Source organism: Rhodococcus pseudokoreensis, from assembly GCF_017068395.1.
Classification (GTDB): domain Bacteria; phylum Actinomycetota; class Actinomycetes; order Mycobacteriales; family Mycobacteriaceae; genus Rhodococcus_F; species Rhodococcus_F pseudokoreensis.
This window is the reverse complement of sequence record NZ_CP070619.1, coordinates 8,075,017-8,096,172: the sequence shown is the minus strand read 5'-3', so window position 1 is coordinate 8,096,172 and position 21,156 is coordinate 8,075,017. Positions and strand designations below refer to the sequence as shown.

The following is a 21,156-nucleotide window of genomic DNA, read 5'->3' as shown; positions in this document are numbered from 1 at the left end:
GCCAGCGCGACTCTGTTCGCTCAACGCCCGGGAGTGTCCGATTAACGGTGGATCCGACCTCGGCGTCGGTTAGTCACCGTTCGGGGTGATGCGGCCTTCGAAGGTGATTGCGAACGCGTTGAGCGCTGGCTTCCACCTCATCACCCATCGTGCCTTACCCTTCCCGGTGGGGTCCAGAGCCCGTGTGGCGAGATACAGACATTTCAGGGCTGCTTGCTCGGTCGGGAAGTGTCCACGGGCCCTTATCGCGCGCCTGTAACGGGCGTTGACGGACTCGATTGCGTTTGTCGAGCAGATGACTCGTCTGATCTCGACGTCATAGTCCAGGAACGGCACGAACTCTGTCCACGCGTTTCCCCACATCCGTACGATCGCCGGATACCGCGCGCCCCACTTCCCGGCGAATTCATCGAATCGTTCCTTGGCCGCCGACTCGGACGGTGCCGTGTAGACCGGTCTGAGATCACGCGCCATCTCATCCCAGTACTGCCGGGCAGCGAACCGAAAGGTGTTGCGTATCAGATGAATAATGCAGGTCTGCACCACTGCGAGTTCCCACACCGTGTTGATGGCATCGGGCAATCCCTTCAACCCGTCACACACCACGATGCAGACGTCGGCGACACCGCGGTTCTTGATCTCCGTGAGCACTGAGAGCCAGAACTTCGCACCCTCACCACCGTCGCCGGCCCACACACCCAGAATGTCGCGTTCGCCGTTGACGGTGACCCCGATCGCGACGTACATCGGCCGGTTCGTGACCTGCCCATCCCGCACTTTCACGTGAATCGCATCGATGAAGATCACGGGGTACACCCGGTCCAACGGACGGTTCTGCCAGTCGGTCATCTCGCCGACGACCTTGTCGGTGATGCGCGAGATGGTGTCCTTCGACACCGTCGCTCCGTAAATATCCTGGAAGTGGGCAGAGACCTCACCGGTAGTTAAACCCTTTGCTGTCAAGGATAATACGATCTCATCGATACCGGTCAGCCGACGTTGACGCTTCTTGACGATCTGCGGCGCGAACGAGGAATCAGTATCCCTCGGGACATCGATTTCCACAGGTCCGATCTCGGTCAGCACCGTCTTCGTCCGGGTGCCGTTGCGTGAGTTCCCGCTCCCGCGGCCGGCGGCGTCGTGTTTCTCGTAGCCAAGGTGCTCGGTCATCTCCGCGTCCAGCGCGGTTTCGAGGACGTTCTTGGTGAGCTGATTCAATAGCCCGTCCGGGCCCATCAAATCCACCCCCTGCTCCTTGGCCTGGGCCAGGAGTTGCTCGGCCAACTGCTTCTGATCCACTTCGGTCGCTGCCATGGGATCCAGTGTTTCGGTCATCATCGATCCTTCCCGCCAAGCAGCAGCTCGGCGTGTCGAACCAAGATCAGATCAACCGTTATTCAGACAGTCCCCAACGCCCTCCGCAGGGCCCCATAAGTCGAACTGAACGTCGCCCAACCACGCTGCGGGTACTCACACTCCGCTGAGACTTGATACGAATTCGTCGATGGCGCCGCTGCGGCCGGGGACAATCACCTTCTCGAAGAGGGTCAGGATCAGCTCGTCGAGGTGGTCGGTGTGCGCGTGGGTGGTGCGCGTGACGCTGATGGAGCGGAGTCCGCGTCCACGTACGAGCTCTGCGAGCGGTGCTCCGTCGCGCTCAGCGGTCGCCTTGCGGCCGGACGTGTGCCGAAGTGTGTATGCGCGGCCGGGGAGAGTGATCTCGGCTCGTTTATATTTGCGGCGCATCTTTCCGGGCATCTGGTCGGTGACGGCCCCGGTGGTTCCGTCGGCCAGTTCCAGGGATGCCGGTACGCCTTTGCGTAGCGCGGCACCGTAGCGGCCAATGCGCTCGGCCAGGGATTCTCGCGCGAGGCGGGAGAAGTGGGCGGTGAATTCGTCACCGGGGCCGGGGCGCAGTGCGGCGCGAGTGATATGCGACGGATCGATCAGCGTGACCGAGGACAGGTCGTCGTTGATCCGGGCCGTCCATCCGGTAATTGTTGGCTGATTCCAGGACACGTGGTGATTCTGTCAGGCCCGCGTGCGGACCGCGTGACCCGCATCGCTGGCCGTACTCCCGATGTGTGCGTCGGGCGATCCAGTTCAGCAGATATTGACGGGTGCCGTTGTGGCGGAAGTGAGTTCCAGCAGTTCGGCGTAGGTCGCGCAGAACATGGTGTGGGGTCTCCACCGCCGGCCCACAGCAGATCATGCCGGACCAGGTCGGCGTCGAGAATGGTCCGCAGGGGTTTGGGTGCCCGATCGGCGAGACCCGCCGATCTGTTGTTCTGGCGATTCGACGACGAAGGTCCGCTTTGCCCGGGTGATGGTTTCGATCCCGAAGGGTCGTCGCGACCAGTTTGGTGTTCACGCGGTGCGCTTCACTGGCCAGCACGAGCAGTCGCAGGTGCCGCATGACCGGTAGCTAAGCACACGCAGGCGACGCCGAGACCCGCCCCGAGGCACTCGCCTGCCGTGCAGCGGCTGGTGCCGACCGCGACGATCGTCGCCGTCCGGGACCTCGACGATTGCAGTTGGATCAGTACGGCATCGGTGTGAACAAGGACCACGACGACGTCGTGCGGGCGGTCAACGGCACTCTCGAACGAGTGCGCGCCGACGGCACCTGGATGCGTCTGTACAACCACTGGCCTGCGGCCCCACTCGGCCCGGTGGCCGGACCGCCCATACCCACCTACCGTGATTGATACCCACCGACCGCCCGGCGAACGCGAAACGCTGCACACACGTCGGCCACGAGGGCTAGCATCCCCGATCGTGACAACATTGCGCGGCGTGCCGATGACACTTTTGCGAATGAATTACCAATTACTGCGCATCCCTTTGCAATTCGTGGAGGATATCGCGATCACGCAGTTCGACGAGCGAGCGCCGGCGCGCCTCGCCTACGAACAATTGCTGATTCGGTGCGATCGCGCGGCCGCCCATTTTCTCGACGACGAGAACGCCGACGGCCGGGCGGCGGAACTTCACCGACGTACGACCGCCGTTCGGGTCGGAATTGCCCGTAAACAACAGCAGGCAGATGCCGAGGGCGGGACCCTCCTGGATCTCCAGCGCGCCCGGTTCCACCAGCGCCGCCAACCCCGCAGGGCCACCGACCCGGCGTGACGCACCGCTCACCGGCAGAGGCTCCGTTCGGCGGTGGCGATCAGGATGCGAGCGACCTCGTCGACGGGGAGGCTGCGCCCCGTGTAGAGCTGGTCGAAGCTGTCGAAGCTCGCCAGCAGCCAGAGCAGGTCTGCGGCTTCGTCGACGGTGACGTCCGGCCGCAGGACGTCCTGCTCGGCCAGCCGCCGGGCGAGGTGGACCATCCCCCCGGCCCTGTTCTCCTCGATCCGCGCGATGGCCCCGCCGACGGCATCCGCGTCGAGTTGGGCCATCGAGAACAGTGCCCGGAAGACGTCGCGGTGGGCTGCGAACACCCGGACTCCCGCGTCGATCCCGCCGCGTAGGTGCTCGCGCGCGTCCGAGTGCTCCACCGCGTCCACCACCCCCTGGAACCCCGCCCGGTTCCACCACAAGTCGGTGGTGAGTGCGTCGAAGAGCCCAGCTCGTGAACCGAACACCAGGTAGACGGTGGAGCGGGAGACACCCGCCGTCTGGGCCACTTTGTCGACGCTCACCGGTGTAGCCGGCGCTGCCCGCAGCCGCTCGTAGACCGCGTCGAGGATGCTGCGTCGTGTTTCCTCGGCCGCCTCCGCACGCAGGCGCTGCTCATACTTCCTGGTCGCCACAGGCGTCACTCTAACATTTTCACTTGACATGTCGTCTCGTGAAGTTCAGGCTGGTAATCGAAAGACATACTGTCCGGCGAAATTGGGAAGTGGCTGAACACCTTCCTGGTACCGGTACAACCAGCCTTCCGACGATGGAGCTGACGTCATGAACAGCCTCGGCACGACCCCCCGCCCGCAGAGTCCCCCGGCGTCCACGCCCGTGCTCGTGGTCGGTGCGGGACCGGCGGGACTGACCACGGCCATCACCCTGGCTCGCCACGGGATCGAGGTCGTGGTGGTAGAGCGGCGACCGGCCCCCTCGGGGCTGCCGCGGGCGGCCTCGGTCAGTACCCGCACGATGGAGTTGCTGCGTTCCTGGGGCCTGGAGCGGGAGATCCGGGCGGGCGGGGTGGACGTCGAATGGAAGCAATGGGTCGGTCCCACGCTCACCGCGGCCGGTGACGCACACCTGACGAGTTTCCCGACGCGTGAACAGAGCGCGGTCCTCAGCCCGACCGCCCCGGCCTCGGTTCCGCAGGATCACCTCGAGCCCGTGCTGCTCGACCACCTACGCTCGTTCGGCACCGCGCGGGTGGTCATGGGCACCGAGGTGGCCGGAATCGACCACCGGTCCGACGGTGTCGAGGTGACACTGCGCGACGTCGAAAGCCGCGAAACCCGATCCGTCCATGCCCAGTACGTCGTCGCGGCGGACGGCGCGCGCAGCACGGTGCGCGATGCCCTCGGGATCGCCATGCGTGGGCCGGGCCGGCTGTCCCAGGCCATCGGAACCGAATTCCGCGCCCCGCTGTGGGAACTGCTCGGCGACCGCCGCTTCTGCATCTACGCCGTCACCCACCCCGAAGCCGCGGGGGTCTTCGTCCCGGCCGGCCGCGGTGACCGGTGGGTGTACGGCGTGGAGCACGACCTCGCCCGGCAGTTCGTGTCGAGTCCGACGAAGGATCAGGCCGCCCGCCTCATCCGGCTCGGCAGCGGACTGGCCGACTTGGAGCCGCGAATCGAACGCATCGGGACCTTCACGTTCGCCGCGCAGCTCGCGGACCGCTGGCGGGACGGCGCCGTGTTCCTGACCGGCGACGCGGCGCACCAGATCACGCCGCGCGGGGGCACCGGCATGAACACCGCCATCCAGAGCGCCCACGACCTCGGGTGGAAACTCGCCTGGGTACTGCGCGGCTGGACCGGACCGCAGCTACTGGACACCTACGAAACCGAACGCCGACCGGTGGCCGCGCACAACGTGGCCCGCTCGGCCGATCCGCGCGGCGGAACCCGGCTCGCCGCGCAGGAACTCCCTGCGGACCTCGGCGGCCGAATCCCGCACGTCTGGCTGCCCTCCCACGCCCACACGGTGTCCACCCTCGACCTGCTCGGGCCCGGGCTGACGCTGTTCACGACCCGCCCGAGCGCGTCGTGGCAGCGCGCCGCGACCTCGCTTTCCGGGCCGCCGCTCGTCGTCCACGACCTCGACGCCATCACCGCCCGCGGAATGGGCATCCACCACGGCGGGGCACTCCTGGCCCGCCCGGACGGGTCGACGGCCGGATGGTGGCCGGCAGGCACCGAACCGGGCGCTGCACTCCGCCTCGCGATCCAGGCCCTGCCGGCCCCGTCGGACACAGCGGATCGAATTTCCGAAGTCGCTGGCTCATAGCGTCGACAGCCCCTAGCGCAGGGGGAACCCGAGTCGGATCAGCGATTCCTCGAGCCGATCGCGCCCGTTCAACCGTGCTGCCGAGGCGAGTCGGTCCAGAACCCGTGCAGTCCACGAATGCTCGAGCTGCTGGGTGCCGTAGAAGGCGGCGATGCGCCCCTCGTAGGCGTCGACGTGGTCGCGCTGGGCGGGCAGGTCGTACGTCTCGTGGTGCAGCACGGCCTGCCGGGGCAGACGCGGCTTGATCTGGGCGTCGGCGTCCGGATGGGGTTGTCCGACGACGAGCCCGAACACCGCGAACACGTGAGGCGGCAGCCCGAGTTCCGCGGCGACCTCCTCGGGCTTGTTACGGATCGCGCCGATGAACACCGTTCCCAAGCCGAGGGACTCCGCCGCGGTCACGGCGTTCTGCGCCGCCAGGGCGGCGTCGATGAACCCGAGGTAGCTGCTCTCGAGGTAGTCGGCGCCCTCGATCGGCGCGCCGCGGTCGCCGGCGAGTTGGCGGACGCGGGCGAAGTCGGCGAGCCAGACCAGCAGGACCGGGGCCTCGACGATGTGGGCCTGGTCGCCGGCGAGCGCGGCAAGGCGAGCCTTCCGGTCGGGGTCGCGGACCGCGACGACGCTCCACGCCTGGAGGTTCGACGACGTGGCGGCCGACTGTGCCGCCGAGACGAGGACGTCGAGGGTCTCGTCGGTCAGCGGATCGGGCAGGTAGTTGCGAACCGACCGGTGCGAATGCAGGGCTTCCAGAACCGGATTCCACTGGGCGGGTTCGGTGAGCGCGGGGTCCCAGTAGCGCTGCTGCAGTGCGGTACGAGGTGCGATGTCTGCGATGGTCACCGGGACAGGAAACCCGACCCCACTCCCCCACTCCAGGGTTCGGCGCACCATGATTCCTGCGGGCACCACGAACAAGTCGGCCGAACAGCCGCTGTCGAACACCGGCGATCGGCGACAGTTCGATCGTTACCATCAGTTGTTCGCGAACCATATGTTACCGATCGAACTGAGGAGTGAACGTGACGGAACGGGTCATCGTCGTGACGGGTGCCGGCTCGGGAATCGGGCGGTCCATCGCGACCGGACTACTCGATGCCGGACACCACGTGGTGCTGACCGGACGGACACGTGAGGCCCTCGATCAGACAGCGCACGGGCACGACCACGCGCTCGTGGTGCCCGCCGACGTTTCTTCACCGCAGTCGGTGCACGGCCTCTTCGCCGCCGTCGCCGAACGGTTCGGCCGCCTCGACGTACTCGTCAACAACGCCGGCACCTTCGGACCCTCCGGCGCGGTCGACGAGATCGAACCGGAGGACTGGGACCGGACCGTCGCCACAAACCTCACCGGGGTCTTTCTCTGCTCGCGCGAAGCAGTCCGAATGATGAAGGCGCAGACACCCCGCGGCGGACGCATCATCAACAACGGCTCCCTGTCCGCGCACACACCCCGACCCGCCAGCGTCGCCTACACCGCAACCAAACACGCGGTCTCGGGATTGACCAAGTCGATCGCACTCGACGGACGCGACCACGACATCTGCTGCACCCAGATCGACATCGGGAACGCCGACACCGCCATGACCGCCGGCATCAGCCACTCCGCGCGCCAAGCGGACGGGTCCATGCGAGCCGAACCCACCTTCGATCCGCGGTACGTCGCGGACGCGGTCACCCGGCTGGTCGAACTCCCCCTCGACGTCACCGTGCCGACGATGACGATCATGGCCTCCCGCATGCCGTACGTCGGCCGCGGCTGACCGCGGTTCCGGCGGCCTTACCGCGCCCAGTCGACGCGGGCGGCCAGTGCGTGCAGCGAGCGTTTCCTGCTCTCGTTCGATTCGCCGACCCAGGCGATGCGTCCGTAGACGTACTCGCGAAAGTGCGGTCTGCCGTCACGATTCTGCGAATCCGGTCCGTGTCGAATGCAATTGAACAGCAGTGCCTTCACGTCGTCGTACTCGGCGCGGGCCGCCTGCGGACGAGTGTTGACCACCAGCCCGGCCAGGTGCTGGCGCCGGTGTGCTCGCATCACCCGGGTCTTGCCGGGGTGGACGGCGAAACCTTCGTCCGCCACGATCCGGCCGACGGCGTGGATCAGTCGATCCACCGCAAGGTCCGAGCCGGAGAACGCGAGGTCGTCGGCATACCGGGTATACGCGACGCGGTGGGTGCGGGCGAGTCCGGTCAACCTGCGATCGAGCCGGTGTGCAACGAGATTCGCGAGCGCCGGCGACGTCGGCGCCCCCTGAGGCAGGTGCGCACCCCGGAGCCGGCTCGCCGCGTCGAACGGAAGCTGCGCGAGGACACCGGGTGGGGTCGACGTCGTGCAGAGCCCGGCGAGCACCCGGGACACCCGGGTCGGATAGCCGAGTGCGTCGAAGACCGCCCGCACCCGCGTCTGCGAAACCGACGGAAAGAAGGCGCGAAGGTCGATGCGCACCACGACCTCGTGCCCCGCATGCGGAGCGGCGAAGGTGTGGACGCTGCGACCTCGGACGAATCCGTGCGCCGCCGCATGAGGCGGAACGCGGTCGAGGACGGTCCGCAGCATCCGGCGCTGCACCTCCCGAAGGCGTTCCTTGGGCGCTTCGAGCAGGCGGTTGTCCGACCGGATCCGATAGCGGTAGTGCTGCAACGGCGGCGCCTTCGTGCGCAGCCACCCGCCGGGATCGGCGAACCAGTCGAGTTCGGCGGGCGTGAGGCCGACCGCCTCGGCAACGGCCGCCGTCCGCGACCATTGCGGGACGTCGAACTTCCAGTCGTTGCCGGATACGTCGTCGACGATCGGCTCTGCTCGCTCGATCAGCGGGAGTTCCGACAGCAGCCGAAAGACGCTGTCGGCGCCGTCGATCGGCGGCGTGGGCATGAGGTCGTGGAGCCGTATCGCGATCCGGCCGGCGTCCGGCACTCCGGTTTCCTCGAAGCGGAGGACGAGGCCGGCCCTGGTCCAGGCTCCGTCGATCGCCACCGCCGCGAGACGACGAGCGACCTCGGGCGGCAGGGCCGGGCGGGCCGTCATGCGTGCGACGGTGCGAGGTGACCGATATCTGTCGTCTGCGGCGCGCCGGAGCACGCGGAGCATGCGGTCGCGCGTCGGACGGTGTCTCCGATGAACACTGTCGAGCCAGGGGTTACCCCTGACGTGGTCGCAGCCGGCGAACCGGCCACACCACTCTCACCCCGCCACCGCCGCACTTCGTGAGAATGCCACACGCTCTCCGATCGGGTGGGCCCTATCGGGTTGAAATCTCGAGTCGAGCTGAGGTCCAGCATCTCGACGACCCGTGTCCAACGGTCAATGCGCCACGGTCGTGACGATCCTCGGACGAGTCATCAGCTCTCGCCGGAGTATCTTTCCGCTCGGAAGTCGCGGAACCTCCTCGAAGGAGATCGACCGTGGTGCCTTGTAGTGCGCGACGTGATCGCGGGCGTAGGCAATGAGTTCGGCTTCGAGCGCCGGACCCGGAACCGCGTCGGCGGCAGGCTCGATCACCGCGTGCACACGCTGGCCCATCTCGTCGTCCGGAAGTCCGATCACCGCAACGTCCAGGACCGACGGATGCAATGTCAACGCGTCCTCGATCTCCTGTGGATAGATGTTGACCCCGCCGGACAGGAGTATGCGAGCGATTCGACGTCGATCGCCGCCGGTACCGGCAGATGCTCGGACAGCTTCAGCACCTGGCCGAGCACCAGCGAGGAATGCACGTTCTGCCGCACCGCCGCGTGCAAATCACCGATTGCGGCCTCCGGATCGTGGGCCGCGACGGAAAACCGCTCGGCCGGTGACGACTGCGCCGCGATTGTCGTATCCAGCGCCGACAGCAGGTCCCACAGCGCCGGCGACGGCTCGCCGCGGCCACGCCGCAATCCGACCAGCAGCCGGTCGCTCGCCCACGCCCGCTCCCCAGCTCGGGCACAGGTGACGGCGTCGACGTCACCGTCGAGGTCCACTGTCAGGATCGGAACGTCGACGGCGGCACCCTCGGACAGCAGCGGAGCGTCGGCGGCCCCGTCCGCCAGAGCCTGCGGGGTGATGGTCAGGTTGTCGCTACCCATTCCCCTACATTGCCAGCCCCACATCGATTGTCGGCAGCCGGGTTTCACACTTCGCGCCCGGGGTAGCATGGCGCCGTGTCCTCCCCCGCCCCGGTGGCCCCCTCCGATCCGGCCCGGGATTGGGCCGAGAGCGGGGTTCTCGCCCTCACCGGGCACCCCGGCGGACCCTTTGCCATGCCGCCCGGGCGGGCCGCGACCGTGGCGCGCGAGCTGGCCTCGTGGATCGCGGAGGTCACGGCGGACGGACCACACCCGGTGCGCGTCGACGGGGCTCGGCTCCTCTCCGAACGTGCCGCATTCACCGGACACCGGCGTCGAGGCCGCATCTCGGTCGGAGGGAGTTGCCGCCTGCTCCCGACCGCCGACGGGTGGGCCGCCGTGTCGTGCGCCAGACCCGACGACCCCAGCCTTCTCGGGGCCCTGATCAGCGCGAACATCGACGAGGCCGATCCGTGGCCGGCCGTCGGCGACTGGCTGCGCGCGCACCCCGGAGCGGAGGTCGGTGAGCGCGCCGAGTTGCTCGGGATCGCCGCCGCACCCGTGCAGGCGGATCCCATTCCGACGCCCCCGCTCGAGCCCCTGACTCCCCGCGCCGTCGACGGACTGTTGGTCGTCGACTTCAGCGCACTGTGGGCCGGGCCGCTGTGCGCGCACCTCCTCGGACTGGCCGGCGCGCGAGTGGTGAAGGTCGAGACACCGTCCCGTCCCGACGGCGCCCGACGCGGAAATGCGGACTTCTACGCCCTGCTGCACGGCGGCCACTACTCCGTCGTACTCGATCCGGGCGCCGAGGACGGCCGACGGGCGCTGGCCGAACTCGTCGACCGGGCGGACATCGTCATCGAGGCGTCGCGGCCCCGCGCGCTCGAACGGTTCGGGCTTTCCGCCGACGCGACCGTCGCGGACGGCACCACGTGGATCTCGATCACCGCGGACGGGCGGGCGTCGGGGCGCATCGGCTTCGGTGACGACATCGCGGCCGCCGCCGGTCTGGTCGCGCGGGACACCGACGATTCCCCGTTGTTCGTCGGGGACGCGATCGCCGACCCTCTGACGGGGCTCACCGCCGCCGCGCTGGCCCTGTCGGCCCCGGCCGACGGATCCGGGAAGCTGTGGGACATCTCGATGTCCGCAGTCGTCGCGTCCACGCTGACCGCGGAAGGCGGATCGGTTCCCGACGCGGTGGCGGTACCGGAGCGCCGGACCGCGCGCGGCCCGGTCGCCGAGTTCGGCGAGAACACCACGGACATCCTGCGCGGGTTGGGAATCCGATACCCATGACCGGCATCCTGATCCGGAATGCGGAAGTCCACGGCGCCCCGGGGACGGACGTGCGGGTGTCGGGCGGCTCTGTCACGGCGGTCGGCCCGGACTTGACCGCCGAGGGTGCCGACGTAATCGACGCCAACGGCGGGGCGGTGTTGCCCGGTCTCACCGATCACCACCTGCATCTGCATGCGATGGCGGCGGACGCAGTCTCGGTCCGCTGCGGACCGCCGGATGTTCGGGACGCGGCCGGACTCGCCGATGCCCTTGCTCACGCCGTCGCCGACGGCCACGGCTGGGTGCGCGGAGTCGGCTATATCGAAACCGTGGCAGGCGAACTCGACTACACAGCTCTGGACCGATTGCACCCGCAACGGCCGGTCCGCATTCAGCATCGCAGCGGTGCGATGTGGGTGCTCAACGGAGCAGCAGTCGCCGCCGCGGGGCTTGCCGAAGCCCATCACCGCGGGGTCGAACGGGACGCGAGCGGCGCTCCGACCGGCCGGGTGTGGCGGGCCGATAACTGGCTTCGCGAACGTCTCCCCGCCTCGCGCCCACCGGCATTGGCGCCCATCGGCCGATCGCTGGCCCGCCTGGGAATCACGTCGGTCACCGATGCCACCCCGGACCTGCATCCGGACTCGCTGCATGCGATCGTCTCGGCGGCCCGTTCCGGCGAGCTTCCGCAGCGGGTGCACCTGCTCGGTGCGCCGCTCGCCGGAGAGTCCGAGTCGACGGGACGCCTGACTGTCGGGCCGCACAAGATCGTGCTGGCCGATTCCGGGCTACCGGACCTGACGGAGCTGGCCGACCTGATCCAACGGGTGCACAACACCGGCCGCGCCGTCGCCGTGCACTGCGTCAGCCGCGAGGCCCTGCTGATCCTGATGGCCGTGTTCGACGATATCGGCACGATCCGGGGCGACCGCATCGAACACGGCGCCCTCATACCTTCCGAGACCCTCGATGAGATTCACCGACTCGGCCTGCGCGTCGTCACCCAGCCCGGGTTCCTCGCCCACCGGGGCGACGACTACCTGCGGCACGTCGACACGGTCGATCTACCGGACCTCTACCGCTGCCGGTCCCTGATCGATGCGGGCATCCCCGTCGCGCTGTCCAGCGACGCACCCTACGGGCCACTCGACCCGTGGCAGGTCATCGCGGCCGCCGTCGAACGCAAGGCACCCACCGGCGAGGTCGTCGGCCGCGACGAACGCCTCAGCGCGGCAGAGGCACTCGACGCCTACCTCCCGCCGGCAACCGATCCAGGAGGCCGACCCCGCAGCATCCGACCCGGCACACCCGCCGACCTCGTGGTGATGCACACGCCCCTCACCGAGGTCCTCACCGACCCTTCCACCGCGCTCGTGCGACTCACTCTGATCGACGGATCCGTCGTCGGCCCCGGTTCGTGATCAACTGCACTGGCACTGAAACGTGACCGTCGCGGCCTGCACGCCGGGCGCCGGGAAAGCGAGAATGACCAGCGCCATGGCGCCCATGACGAGGCCGGCGAGAAAGGCCGCGCCGCCTACGCTCGCGCGAATCGTGTGAAGCAGTCGATAACTTCGGCCTCTGTGTTCACTGACCATGACGATCTCCGTGTGCTGGTGCCCATGCCGCGGCGGTGGCGGCGTGAAAGCCAGCATGGCGGGTGCTCGCCCTGCTCACATCGGCCGAAGTACGCGTACGCATACCTGGTTTCCGAAGGCCCGCACCTATTCGACCGTGGCGTGTTCGACCTTGGCGTGCTGAGGCGACCGGACGCTCAGTCCGGCGGCCGCGAGCGCTGCGGCGAGGACGATACCCGCGGCGACGAGCAGGGCGAGGTGGTAGCCGTCGGACAGCAGTGGTGTCACGACGAGCGGGCCCGCGATCTGACCGAGGCTGTATCCGCTCGTCAAAATCGCGACCGCGCGTGAGAACTGGAGGTGGGCGCCGATCGCGAGCGACATCTGACTGATGCCGAGGAACGTTCCCCCGAACAGGAAGGCGGAGATCAGTGCGGGCCCGATGCCGCCTGCCACCGCGGGCAGCGCGATACCGGCAGCCTGAACGGTGAGGGCGATCACCAGCAGGACCGGACGGGACCATCGTCGACCGAGCGACGCCCACAGCGGACCGGACGGCAGCGCCGCCAACCCGACGAGCACCCAGGCGCCGCTGCCCGCGAGGCCACCCGCGGTCCGGTCGATCGCCGCGACGAGGAAGGTGCCGGCGATGATGTAACCGACGCCCTCGAGGGAATAGCTGAAGAAGAGTGCACCGAACGGGCGGATCCCCTGCGCGGGTGACTTTCGACGCTCGCCGGCCGCCGCGGATGCCGGGTGTTGCGGTGTGAGAGTCCACGCCGCGAGGGTGCAGATCGCGGTCAGCACCGCGGCTGCCCACCACACCGACTCCCACGTGCTCATCGACCGCAGGATGAGGACGACGAGACCCGACAGGGCGATACCCGCTCCGATTCCGCCGAACGCCCACCCCGACAGGTGCGCTGCCCGACCGCTCAGGTGGGAGTGCATGGCGCCGACAGCGACTACGAACACCAGCGCACTGGCGACACCTGCAGCGAATCGTAATACACCCCAAACATTTTCGTTCGATGCGACCGGCATCAACGCCAGCGTGAGGGTCAGGACAAGCAGTGAGACACGCAGGGTTGCCGCCGAGCGCATCACGCCGGGTAGGGCGATTCCGGCGAGCGCCCCGACGAGATAGCCGAAATAGTTGGCCGTCGCCAGAGCGGCGCCCGCTGAGGGGGTCAAACCGGCCTGGGCCTCCATCAGCGGGAGAACAGGGGTGTAGACGAACCGTCCGATTCCCATGCCGGCCGCCAGTGCAGCCCCCACCTGGCCCACCGTGATCCACGGCGAGGTCGGGGTTCGGAACGAGATTCGCTCCTCGGTGCTACCTAAAGCGTTCATGCCTTCTCTTCCAGGGACGTTCGCCGCCGAACCTACCGAGCGACGGATCTCAGCGACGCCGGGCGGCATCAGACTTGCCGCGCTTCTCTCCACAGGTCCCGGATGATCTCTTCGGCGGGGGCCGACCGGGCCATGCGATACCCGACGCCGGCCCACAGTGCGAGGCCCTGCGGGTCGTCCGCGGCGCCCGCCGCGGCCCGCAGCCCGCTCGTCAACAGGTGCACCTGCGGATATGCCGTCACCGCGTACGCGTCGAAGTCGGTGATGAAATCGTTGACCAGGCCGCGGGCGGGACGGCCCGAGAACGCGCGGGTGACGACGGTGTCGGTGAACCGGTCGTCGTGTAGCGCGGCGCGGTGCGCGGGCTTGGTGCCCGCCTCGTCGGCGCGCAGGAGAGCGGTACCGATCTGGACTGCGGTGGCGCCGGCCGCGAGCGCCGCAGCGACGTCTTCGCCCGTCGCGATCCCTCCCGCCGCGACGAGGGGACGGTCGACCGCAACGCGGGCAGCCTCGACCAACTCCCGGGTCGAACGTGGGTCCGGCTCCGCGTCCGGGTCGAGCGTCGCCCGATGCCCACCTGCGTCGACTCCTTGCAGACAGATCGCATCGACGCCCCGCTCGGCGGCGGACACGGCCTCGTCGACATCCGACACCGTCGCCACGACGGCAGTGCCTACCGCGTGCAGCCGATCGACGACGCCTCGCGGCGGAAGGCCGAACGTGAACGACACGACGGGAACGGCAAGCTCGACTGCGAGGTCGACCTTGGCATCGAAGGCGTCGTCGTCGCGGTCGACGACCTCGGGCAGCACCACGTTCCGGCGTTCGGCGAGCGGCTGCAACCGATCCCGGTAGGCCTCTACGGCCGCGCGGTCGGCCAGGGGGCGGCCCGGGACGAAGAGATTGAGTCCGAACGGTGCATCCGTCAGAGCGCGGACCGCGTCGACCTCACGGCGAACCGCGTCGACGCTCTTGTACCCGGCCGCAAGGAAACCGAGGCCACCGGTGGACGAGACCGCCGCAACGAGTTCGGGTGTGCTCGGCCCTCCCGCCATGGGCGCACCGACGATGGGAATTCGGAGGTCTTCCTCGAAATCGAACACCAGGATCCTTTCGGTCGATGGGTGGCGTGACGGACGCTGCTCACGCCCTTCTCACGCTTCCGTCCACCATCGTGCACCGCTGCATCGGGGATGCGGAAATGCCGTTTCGGCTGGATCTATGCTTGGCAGTTATGACCATCGAACTGCGGCATCTGAGGGCGGCCGTGGCGGTCGCCGAGGCGGGTTCGTTCACTGCCGCGGCGACCGCGCTCCACATCACCCAGCCGGCGCTCACCCGGACGGTGCAGCAACTCGAGGCCTCGCTCGGCGTGCGATTGTTCGACCGGACCTCGCGTGCGCTCGCCCTCACCGAGGACGGCGCCGGTTTCGTCGAGAAGGTTCGCGTCATTCTCGGCGACCTCGATTCCGCGGTGGCGCTGTACACCACCCGAACCCTCGCCCTCGGCTTCAGCTGGCTCCTCCCCGACCCGTGGGCGCAGCAGGTGATCGACGACGTCGAGAAGAACTCCCGCGCCACCGTGGTTCCGCGTCGCTGCGACGACCCCATCGCCGCACTGAACAACGCCACCGTGGACGCCGCAGTCGTTCGGCGGGACGTCCCGGGCGACGAGTTCGTGCAGCATCCGCTGTTCGAGGAGCAGCGGATCGCGGCGGTCTCGGCTGCCTCGTCTCTCGCGAGCCGTGAGTCCATCGACTGGGCCGAGTTCGGAACGCTTCCTCTCGTCATCAACACCCTCAGCGGCACCACGTCCGAGGATCTGTGGCCGAACCACGACGGCCCGGTGGTGACGTGCTCGAACTTCGACGAGTGGCTCGAACTGATCGCCGCGGACCGCGGTGTGGGCACGGTTCCGGAAGTCGCCCAAAGGCGAGTGAACCACCGCAATGTCCGTTTCATCCCGCTGATCGGTGCGCCGCCCGCGGTCGTGAGGTTCGTGTACCGCCGCAACCGGGTGACGCCGCTGCTGCGGGTGTTGCGGGACGCCGCGATCCGCAACTCTCCCCCGCCCGGCGGCGTCGCCGTCGCTCAACCCCGCTGACCGTCACCGCCGCCGCGCAGTTGCGCGATCTCCCGCTCCAGTTCGGCATTGCGGGACTTCAGGACGTCGATCTTTTCCTGTTCGTCGGGCCTGCCGACGTTTTCGCCCTGCGCTCGCCTCCGCCCGCACCAATGGATGCTTACCGCATCGAGGAGGACTTCTACTCACCCTTGACTGACAGGTTCACGCGTGGACGGATCGGCACTCAGCAACGCACGCGCTTGGAGGATGTCCTGTTCGACCTCGCCGGTGACATCTGCGGCGGGGAGTGAACCGATTTCGCCGATCAACAGTCCGACATCCTTGAGCAGCAGGTCGTACTGGACATCGACGAGGTTGTCACTCATCCAGCTCTGGCCGGTTGACACCCCGATCACTTCGAACAGACCCTTGGCTGGTACCCCTTGCTGCGCTGCGAGATTGAGCATTCGTGCGGTGGCGGCCAAATTGTAGGTGGCCAGAGCGTTGTTGAGAAGTTTCACCAGTGCCGGTTGTCCGTAGGACTCCGAACGGAATACGCGGCCCGAGATGTCTGCCAGCAGCCGGTCCTCCGCCGGGGTTGCGTCGGGCCCGGCCAGGAAGATGGTCATCGAGCCTTGACGTGCACCCTGGGGGCCACCCGACACGGGAGCCTCGAAGACGCGCCAGTTGTCGGGGGCAGAGGACAAGATTCTCCGAGCGTCGTTCGGCGCCAGGGTGGTGTGGACGAAGACGGTCAGCGGCCGCGTCGTGTGCGCCCGGAGGGCCTCGAATACCGACGAGACCTGATCCGCCATCCGCACCGCAACGTGGACGCTGTCCACGGACGGCCACTCGAGAGCCGCCAGGTCGCTGCCGGCCGACGACCGGGTCTCCTCCGCCCATTCGCGGACGCGCTCTGCGTTGAAGTCGTAGCCGTACACCTTCTGTCCCAGCTGGGCGAGATGTGCACCGATATTTCCACCGATGGGTCCGAGTCCAATTATCAAGTGCATGAGCGTTCCTCGAGTGTGAGTGCGAAGGGTATGAAAACGAATGTGCCGGACCAGGCATGGTGAGTCGTCGAGCTGCCGGCGGGATCGGCGGGCGCCACGAGGGCGCCATGGTGAGACGGAATCGCCTCAGTCCGTGGAAGACTCCGGTACGAGACCGCGCTCTGCCATGACCTGCTTGACGAGAGTCAGACTGTTGAGCACACGCGGGAACCCGATGTACGGGATGCAGTGGATCAGGGCACCGACGATCTGCTCTTTGGTCAGGCCGACGTTGAAGCCGGTGTTGATGTGCAACTTCAGCTGGGGTTCGGTGCCCAGGGCGACCAGCGTGGAGATGGTCACAAGGGTCTGCTCCTGCTGGGTCAGGCCCTTCCGGGAGTAGATGTCTCCGAAGGCGAAGGAGACGATGTAGTCGGGCAGGTCGGCGTCCAGACTCTTGTAGGACTCTACGAGCTTGACGTGGTCGAAGGTGTTGGTGTGCTCGGCGGAGACGAGTTCCGTCATGCGGTCGAGGCCGCGCTGGTAGCGATCTGTGGTCATGTGGGATGTTCCTTTTCAACTTGCCGGAGGGCGATGGGCCGTAGCCAAAGAAACGCTACGTTGCGTAGCAATGGTAGCATTTCTCGACCGGCGAGCGAAAGGGCAGTCGACATGAACATCTCGAGAGCGGGCGACGGCGGAACACCCCCGAGTGAGGGATCCGGGTACGACAAGCGACGGGCCCGGACGCAACGGATAGTTCTCGATGCCACACGGGAATTACTGGCGGAGAACGGATTCGACAAACTGACAGTCGAAGGCGTGGCCGCCCGATCGGGGGTGGCGAAGACCACGATCTACCGCCGGCACCGGTCCAAGAACGATCTGGCTCTGGCGGTCCTGCTGGACATGGTGGACGAGGTGAGCACCCAGCCGTATGTCGCGGATACGGGCGCCGAACTGATAACGCTCGTCGATCGGACCGTCGAACTCATGACCACCACCCTCATGGGCCTGGTCATGAAGGGCCTGGTTTCGGAGGTGGCTGCCGATCCTGAGCTCGCCCGTGTCTATCGGGAACAGGTGGTGAGCAACCGGGTGGCGGATGTGAGTGCCCTGGTCGAACGTGGAGTCTCCAGAGGCGAGCTGAGGCCAGACCTCGACCCCGAGATGGTCACCGATCTGTTGCTCGGCCCCATCTATTACCGGTTCTTCCTCAGTGGCGCGCCCATGGACAGCGGATTCGGTAAGCGGCTCGTCTCCACTCTGCTTCCCTCTTTCACGACGCCGGGGGGAAGCAGTCCGGAGTGACCGGACCGCTTCCCCCCGGCTTGGCGCGCCGCCCGGGAAACCAGGGATGATTGTCATCCTCGAGGTTTGCGCACCAGCTTCTTGTTGGCGAACTCGTTGAAACCGAACCTGGCCAGCTCGCGTCCGATGCCGGACCCCTTGACACCGCCGAACGGCAGATCCGGCGAACTCTTGCTGGTGCTGTTGATCCACACCATGCCGGTTTCGAGTTCGGCGGCCACGCGGTCACCCTTTTCCGGGTCGGATGTGAACACGCTCGCTGCAAGGCCGAACGGGGAGTCGTTGGCCAGGTCGATCGCCTCGTCCACAGAGCCCACGCGGTAAACGACCGCCGCCGGGCCGAACAGTTCCTCACTGAACGCCCGCATCTCGCGCGTGACTCCTGCCAGGACGGTGGGCGGGTAGTAGGCGCCGGTCCCGTCCGCTCGGCTACCGCCCAACAGCACCTCGGCTCCGCGGGAGATTGCCTCCTGCACAATGTCGTCGAGTTCTTCGACTCCCGAGTTCGATGCCAGCGGTCCGAGCTTCGTGTCGGGGTGGGTCGGGTCGCCGGGCTGCCAGCCGGCCATCCCGTCGATGAATTTCCGAACGAACTCGTCGTACACCCGCTCATCGACGAGGAACCGCTTCGACGCGGTACAGGTCTGCCCGCCGTTACCGAGCCGGCCGACTACGGCAGCGGCCGCCGCGGCGTCGACATCGGCGTCGTCGAGCACGATGAACGGGTCGGAGCCCCCGAGTTCGAGCACGCACTTCTTCATGTGCCTGCCGGCGATCTCGCCGACAGCGGACCCGGCCTTTTCCGATCCAGTCAGCGAAACACCCTGCACGCGCGGATCCGCAACGGTATTCGCGACCTGCGCGGAGGAGATGAAGGCGTTGAGGTACACACCCGCGGGCAACCCGGCCTCGGCAAGGACCCGCTCGATGGCGAGCGCGGACTGTGGGCAGTTCCGGGCGTGCTTGAGGATGATCGTGTTGCCCAGGGCGACGTTCGGGGCGGCGAATCGTGCCACCTGGTAGTACGGGTAATTCCATGGCATGACCCCGACGAGCGGGCCGATCGGCTCGGTGCGGACGACGGCCGTGCCGGACCCTGTGATGTCGAGGGGCTCGTCCGCCGTGAACTCCTCCACATGGTCGGCGTAATACTGGTAGATCGACGCGACCAGCGCCACCTCGCCCTTGGCCTGAGCGATGGGCTTGCCCATTTCCAAGGTGAGGAGCTTGGCCAGCTCGTCGGCCTGCTCGCGGTGGATCTCGGCGGCCCGTGTGAGAACGACGCGGCGCTGCTCGAGCGAGGTGGTGCGCCACGAGCGGTAGGCCGCCGTGCTGCGTCCGATGAGAACGTCCAGTTCCGCATCAGAAATCTCCGGGTACTGTGCGGTCTCTTCCCCGGTGACCGGGTCGATAGTGGTGTACACGCCCATGGGTGGTTCTCCTGTGTGGTGGTGAAAGGTGTCAGGCCGCGATCGTGTCGGCCGACTCGAATCCGCGGTATCCGTTGGCGGTGACATCGGCGAGGACGGCACGGTAGTTGCCCAGGCCGCCCAGGTAGAAGAGGACGCTGGGCTTCTTACCTGGAATGTTCGCGCCGAAGATCCACGAGTCGACCTTGGTGAACACCGTCATGTCGGCGATCTCGGTGCACGTCTCGGTCCATTCGGCCTCGGCCTCCGGCGTGGGCTCGATCGCACGCAGCCCGTTGCGCTCGGCGAAGTCGATCGTGTCGCTGATCCACTCGACCTGGGTTTCGATGCTCGGCGGCAGGTTCGTGAACGGACCGTTGGGACCCAGCACCATGAACCAGTTGGGGAAGTTCGCAGTGGCGATGCCCAGGTAACTGGTCGGCTGCCCGTCCCAGTGGTCGTTGATGTTCAGACCGCCCCGACCACGGATCTCCATGCGACGGTAGTTGCCGTCCACGGCGTCGAACCCGGTGGCGAAGACGAGCACGTCCAGCTCGTGCAGGACGCCGTCCTCGGTCACCACACCCTTGGCGGTGACCTCGCGGATGGGGTTCTCCTTGATGGCGACGGCCTCCACGTTCGGCCGGTTGAAGACCTGGTGGTAGCCGTCGTCGCACAGCGGGCGCCGGGCGAACAACCCCGTCGGCGTCAGCTTCCGAGCCGTCTCAGGGTCCTCGATGACCTCGGCGATCTTGGAACGGATGAACGCCGCCGCGGCCTCGTTGGCCTCCTCGTCCGTGGCGATGTCACCGAACGTGGCGAACATGAAGCGGAAACCGCCGCCGTGCTGCCAGGCCTGCTCGAAGACGCGGCCGCGCTCCTCCTCGGAGACACTCATCGCCGGCACGGTGGACTCCTCGAAGCCGAACGCCACGGAGGAACCCTTGACCTGCGTCCAGATCCGGTCGTAGTCGGCCTTGACCGCATCGATCTGCTCCGTGGTCACGGGGCGCTTGCCGACCGGAACGGAGTACTGCGGGGTCCGGACGAACACGGTCAGGTGCTCGACCTCCGGTGCCAGCGCCGTGATGACCTGCTGGCCGGTGGAACCGGTGCCGATCACGCCGACTCGGCGGCCCGCGAGGTCCTTACCCTCCGGCCAGGCGGCGGTGTGGATGGTCTCGCCCTCGAAGGTGTCCAGACCGGGCAGGTTCGGGAAGTTGATGGCAGAAAGCAGTCCGACGGCGTTGACGACATAGGTGGCCCGATACACGGTGCCTGCGCCGGTGGTGACCTCCCACTGGGCCTCGTCGTCGAGATAGACGGCGGAGGTGACCTCGGTGCCGAAACGGAAGTGGCGACGAAGGTCGAAGCGGTCGACGACGCCCTCGAGGTACTCGAGGATCTCGGGCTGGGTGATGTACGTGTGTTTCCACGTGCCGTCCTGCAGCAGGTCGGAGTCGAAGGAGTAGCGGTAGACGTGGCTTTCCGTGTCGGAGAGGGCACCCGGGTACCGGTTCCAGTACCAGGTGCCGCCGGGACCGTCTGCCTTGTCGAAACCCACTGTGGTGAGGCCGAGTTCGTTGTGCAGCTTGTGGACGGCGTAGATACCGCCGAATCCGGCGCCGATGACGACGGCGTCGACGATCTGGGGGGTGCTGTGTGCAGGCATGGCGAACTCCTGAGTGGTTCTGATGCGGGAAAGAATC

Annotated in this window: 21 protein-coding genes and 1 pseudogene; 8 read left to right on the top strand and 14 right to left on the bottom strand. The window is 67.4% G+C overall.

Going from position 1 to position 21,156, the window contains the following annotated elements; all coding sequences use genetic code 11:
* Positions 1-69: 69 nt before the first annotated feature.
* On the bottom strand, positions 70-1,335 hold the full coding sequence (locus JWS13_RS42285; protein WP_206010612.1) for an IS256 family transposase: 1,266 nt from the start codon (positions 1,333-1,335) through the stop codon (positions 70-72).
* 135 nt (positions 1,336-1,470) lie between these two features.
* Positions 1,471-2,019, bottom strand: a complete 549-nt coding sequence (locus JWS13_RS42280; RefSeq protein WP_206011034.1) for a hypothetical protein — start codon at positions 2,017-2,019, stop codon at positions 1,471-1,473.
* A gap of 509 nt (positions 2,020-2,528) precedes the next feature.
* Here JWS13_RS42280 and JWS13_RS42275 point away from each other — a divergent pair.
* Positions 2,529-2,708 (top strand): annotated as a pseudogene (locus tag JWS13_RS42275) (ABC transporter substrate-binding protein); the annotation flags it as partial.
* 70 nt (positions 2,709-2,778) lie between these two features.
* Positions 2,779-3,132, top strand: coding sequence for a hypothetical protein (locus JWS13_RS42270; RefSeq protein ID WP_338050730.1), 354 nt, complete (start codon positions 2,779-2,781; stop codon positions 3,130-3,132).
* An 8-nt stretch (positions 3,133-3,140) separates the two neighbouring features.
* Here the strand turns inward: JWS13_RS42270 and JWS13_RS42265 are convergent, their stop codons facing one another.
* Entirely contained in the window at positions 3,141-3,758 is a 618-nt protein-coding gene (locus JWS13_RS42265) for a TetR/AcrR family transcriptional regulator (protein ID WP_206011032.1), read from the bottom strand.
* 148 nt (positions 3,759-3,906) lie between these two features.
* Between JWS13_RS42265 and JWS13_RS42260 the strand changes: the two genes are divergently transcribed.
* The gene (locus JWS13_RS42260; RefSeq protein WP_206011031.1) at positions 3,907-5,415 is read left to right on the top strand and encodes an FAD-dependent oxidoreductase; all 1,509 of its coding nucleotides are present in this window, start codon (positions 3,907-3,909) and stop codon (positions 5,413-5,415) included.
* A 12-nt stretch (positions 5,416-5,427) separates the two neighbouring features.
* Here JWS13_RS42260 and JWS13_RS42255 read toward each other — a convergent pair whose 3' ends face one another.
* Positions 5,428-6,255: an NADPH-dependent oxidoreductase gene (locus tag JWS13_RS42255; protein ID WP_206011030.1), complete on the bottom strand. Its 828-nt coding sequence runs from the start codon at positions 6,253-6,255 to the stop codon at positions 5,428-5,430.
* A gap of 173 nt (positions 6,256-6,428) precedes the next feature.
* Here JWS13_RS42255 and JWS13_RS42250 point away from each other — a divergent pair, with 173 nt between their 5' ends.
* Positions 6,429-7,175 carry an SDR family oxidoreductase gene (locus tag JWS13_RS42250; protein WP_206011029.1) on the top strand — a complete coding sequence of 249 codons (747 nt, stop codon included), beginning with the start codon at positions 6,429-6,431 and terminating at the stop codon, positions 7,173-7,175.
* A gap of 17 nt (positions 7,176-7,192) precedes the next feature.
* Here JWS13_RS42250 and JWS13_RS42245 read toward each other — a convergent pair whose 3' ends face one another.
* The 3 genes from JWS13_RS42245 to JWS13_RS42235 form a co-directional block, all read right to left on the bottom strand.
* Positions 7,193-8,437 carry a reverse transcriptase family protein gene (locus tag JWS13_RS42245; protein ID WP_206011028.1) on the bottom strand — a complete coding sequence of 415 codons (1,245 nt, stop codon included), beginning with the start codon at positions 8,435-8,437 and terminating at the stop codon, positions 7,193-7,195.
* 276 nt (positions 8,438-8,713) lie between these two features.
* Entirely contained in the window at positions 8,714-8,989 is a 276-nt protein-coding gene (locus JWS13_RS42240) for an AMP-binding enzyme (protein ID WP_241032517.1), read from the bottom strand.
* Positions 8,986-9,477 carry a hypothetical protein gene (locus tag JWS13_RS42235; protein WP_206011027.1) on the bottom strand — a complete coding sequence of 164 codons (492 nt, stop codon included), beginning with the start codon at positions 9,475-9,477 and terminating at the stop codon, positions 8,986-8,988. Before JWS13_RS42235 ends, JWS13_RS42240 begins: the two co-directional genes overlap by 4 nt.
* A 75-nt stretch (positions 9,478-9,552) precedes the next feature.
* Here JWS13_RS42235 and JWS13_RS42230 point away from each other — a divergent pair, with 75 nt between their 5' ends.
* The gene (locus tag JWS13_RS42230) at positions 9,553-10,758 is read left to right on the top strand and encodes a CoA transferase (RefSeq protein ID WP_241032516.1); all 1,206 of its coding nucleotides are present in this window, start codon (positions 9,553-9,555) and stop codon (positions 10,756-10,758) included.
* Positions 10,755-12,161, top strand: coding sequence for an amidohydrolase family protein (locus JWS13_RS42225; RefSeq protein ID WP_206011026.1), 1,407 nt, complete (start codon positions 10,755-10,757; stop codon positions 12,159-12,161). The genes JWS13_RS42230 and JWS13_RS42225 overlap by 4 nt, the downstream gene beginning before the upstream one ends.
* Here the strand turns inward: JWS13_RS42225 and JWS13_RS42220 are convergent, their stop codons facing one another.
* From JWS13_RS42220 to JWS13_RS42210, 3 genes are all read right to left on the bottom strand, one after another.
* On the bottom strand, positions 12,162-12,338 hold the full coding sequence (locus tag JWS13_RS42220; RefSeq protein WP_241032515.1) for a hypothetical protein: 177 nt from the start codon (positions 12,336-12,338) through the stop codon (positions 12,162-12,164).
* A gap of 126 nt (positions 12,339-12,464) precedes the next feature.
* Positions 12,465-13,670 (bottom strand): YbfB/YjiJ family MFS transporter, encoded by a 1,206-nt coding sequence (locus JWS13_RS42215; RefSeq protein ID WP_206011025.1) that lies wholly within the window; start codon positions 13,668-13,670, stop codon positions 12,465-12,467.
* Positions 13,671-13,738: 68 nt separating this feature from the next.
* Complete coding sequence (locus tag JWS13_RS42210; protein ID WP_206011024.1) at positions 13,739-14,773, bottom strand: nitronate monooxygenase; 1,035 nt, start codon at positions 14,771-14,773, stop codon at positions 13,739-13,741.
* Between the two features lie 131 nt (positions 14,774-14,904).
* Between JWS13_RS42210 and JWS13_RS42205 the strand changes: the two genes are divergently transcribed.
* Positions 14,905-15,774, top strand: a complete 870-nt coding sequence (locus JWS13_RS42205; RefSeq protein WP_206011023.1) for a LysR family transcriptional regulator — start codon at positions 14,905-14,907, stop codon at positions 15,772-15,774.
* A 164-nt stretch (positions 15,775-15,938) separates the two neighbouring features.
* Here JWS13_RS42205 and JWS13_RS42200 read toward each other — a convergent pair whose 3' ends face one another.
* Positions 15,939-16,748: an NAD(P)-dependent oxidoreductase gene (locus JWS13_RS42200; protein ID WP_206011022.1), complete on the bottom strand. Its 810-nt coding sequence runs from the start codon at positions 16,746-16,748 to the stop codon at positions 15,939-15,941.
* Between the two features lie 126 nt (positions 16,749-16,874).
* Complete coding sequence (locus tag JWS13_RS42195) at positions 16,875-17,288, bottom strand: carboxymuconolactone decarboxylase family protein (protein WP_206011021.1); 414 nt, start codon at positions 17,286-17,288, stop codon at positions 16,875-16,877.
* A gap of 33 nt (positions 17,289-17,321) precedes the next feature.
* Here JWS13_RS42195 and JWS13_RS42190 point away from each other — a divergent pair, with 33 nt between their 5' ends.
* Positions 17,322-18,038, top strand: coding sequence for a TetR/AcrR family transcriptional regulator (locus tag JWS13_RS42190; RefSeq protein ID WP_338050769.1), 717 nt, complete (start codon positions 17,322-17,324; stop codon positions 18,036-18,038).
* Positions 18,039-18,091: 53 nt separating this feature from the next.
* Here the strand turns inward: JWS13_RS42190 and JWS13_RS42185 are convergent, their stop codons facing one another.
* Together JWS13_RS42185 and JWS13_RS42180 are read right to left on the bottom strand one after the other, a co-directional pair.
* Entirely contained in the window at positions 18,092-19,468 is a 1,377-nt protein-coding gene (locus JWS13_RS42185) for an NAD-dependent succinate-semialdehyde dehydrogenase (RefSeq protein WP_206011019.1), read from the bottom strand.
* Positions 19,469-19,499: 31 nt separating this feature from the next.
* Positions 19,500-21,119 carry a flavin-containing monooxygenase gene (locus tag JWS13_RS42180; RefSeq protein WP_206011018.1) on the bottom strand — a complete coding sequence of 540 codons (1,620 nt, stop codon included), beginning with the start codon at positions 21,117-21,119 and terminating at the stop codon, positions 19,500-19,502.
* Positions 21,120-21,156 lie beyond the last annotated feature (37 nt).

Coding starts and splice junctions, on each gene's coding strand:
- JWS13_RS42200 (WP_206011022.1), bottom strand. CDS start 16,748: ATGCACTTGATAATTGGACTCGGACCCATCGGTGGAAATATCGGTGCA.
- JWS13_RS42205 (WP_206011023.1), top strand. CDS start 14,905: ATGACCATCGAACTGCGGCATCTGAGGGCGGCCGTGGCGGTCGCCGAG.
- JWS13_RS42245 (WP_206011028.1), bottom strand. CDS start 8,437: ATGACGGCCCGCCCGGCCCTGCCGCCCGAGGTCGCTCGTCGTCTCGCG.
- JWS13_RS42215 (WP_206011025.1), bottom strand. CDS start 13,670: ATGAACGCTTTAGGTAGCACCGAGGAGCGAATCTCGTTCCGAACCCCG.
- JWS13_RS42220 (WP_241032515.1), bottom strand. CDS start 12,338: ATGGTCAGTGAACACAGAGGCCGAAGTTATCGACTGCTTCACACGATT.
- JWS13_RS42180 (WP_206011018.1), bottom strand. CDS start 21,119: ATGCCTGCACACAGCACCCCCCAGATCGTCGACGCCGTCGTCATCGGC.
- JWS13_RS42185 (WP_206011019.1), bottom strand. CDS start 19,468: ATGGGCGTGTACACCACTATCGACCCGGTCACCGGGGAAGAGACCGCA.
- JWS13_RS42190 (WP_338050769.1), top strand. CDS start 17,322: ATGGGCCGTAGCCAAAGAAACGCTACGTTGCGTAGCAATGGTAGCATT.
- JWS13_RS42225 (WP_206011026.1), top strand. CDS start 10,755: ATGACCGGCATCCTGATCCGGAATGCGGAAGTCCACGGCGCCCCGGGG.
- JWS13_RS42235 (WP_206011027.1), bottom strand. CDS start 9,477: ATGGGTAGCGACAACCTGACCATCACCCCGCAGGCTCTGGCGGACGGG.
- JWS13_RS42195 (WP_206011021.1), bottom strand. CDS start 17,288: ATGACCACAGATCGCTACCAGCGCGGCCTCGACCGCATGACGGAACTC.
- JWS13_RS42260 (WP_206011031.1), top strand. CDS start 3,907: ATGAACAGCCTCGGCACGACCCCCCGCCCGCAGAGTCCCCCGGCGTCC.
- JWS13_RS42285 (WP_206010612.1), bottom strand. CDS start 1,335: ATGACCGAAACACTGGATCCCATGGCAGCGACCGAAGTGGATCAGAAG.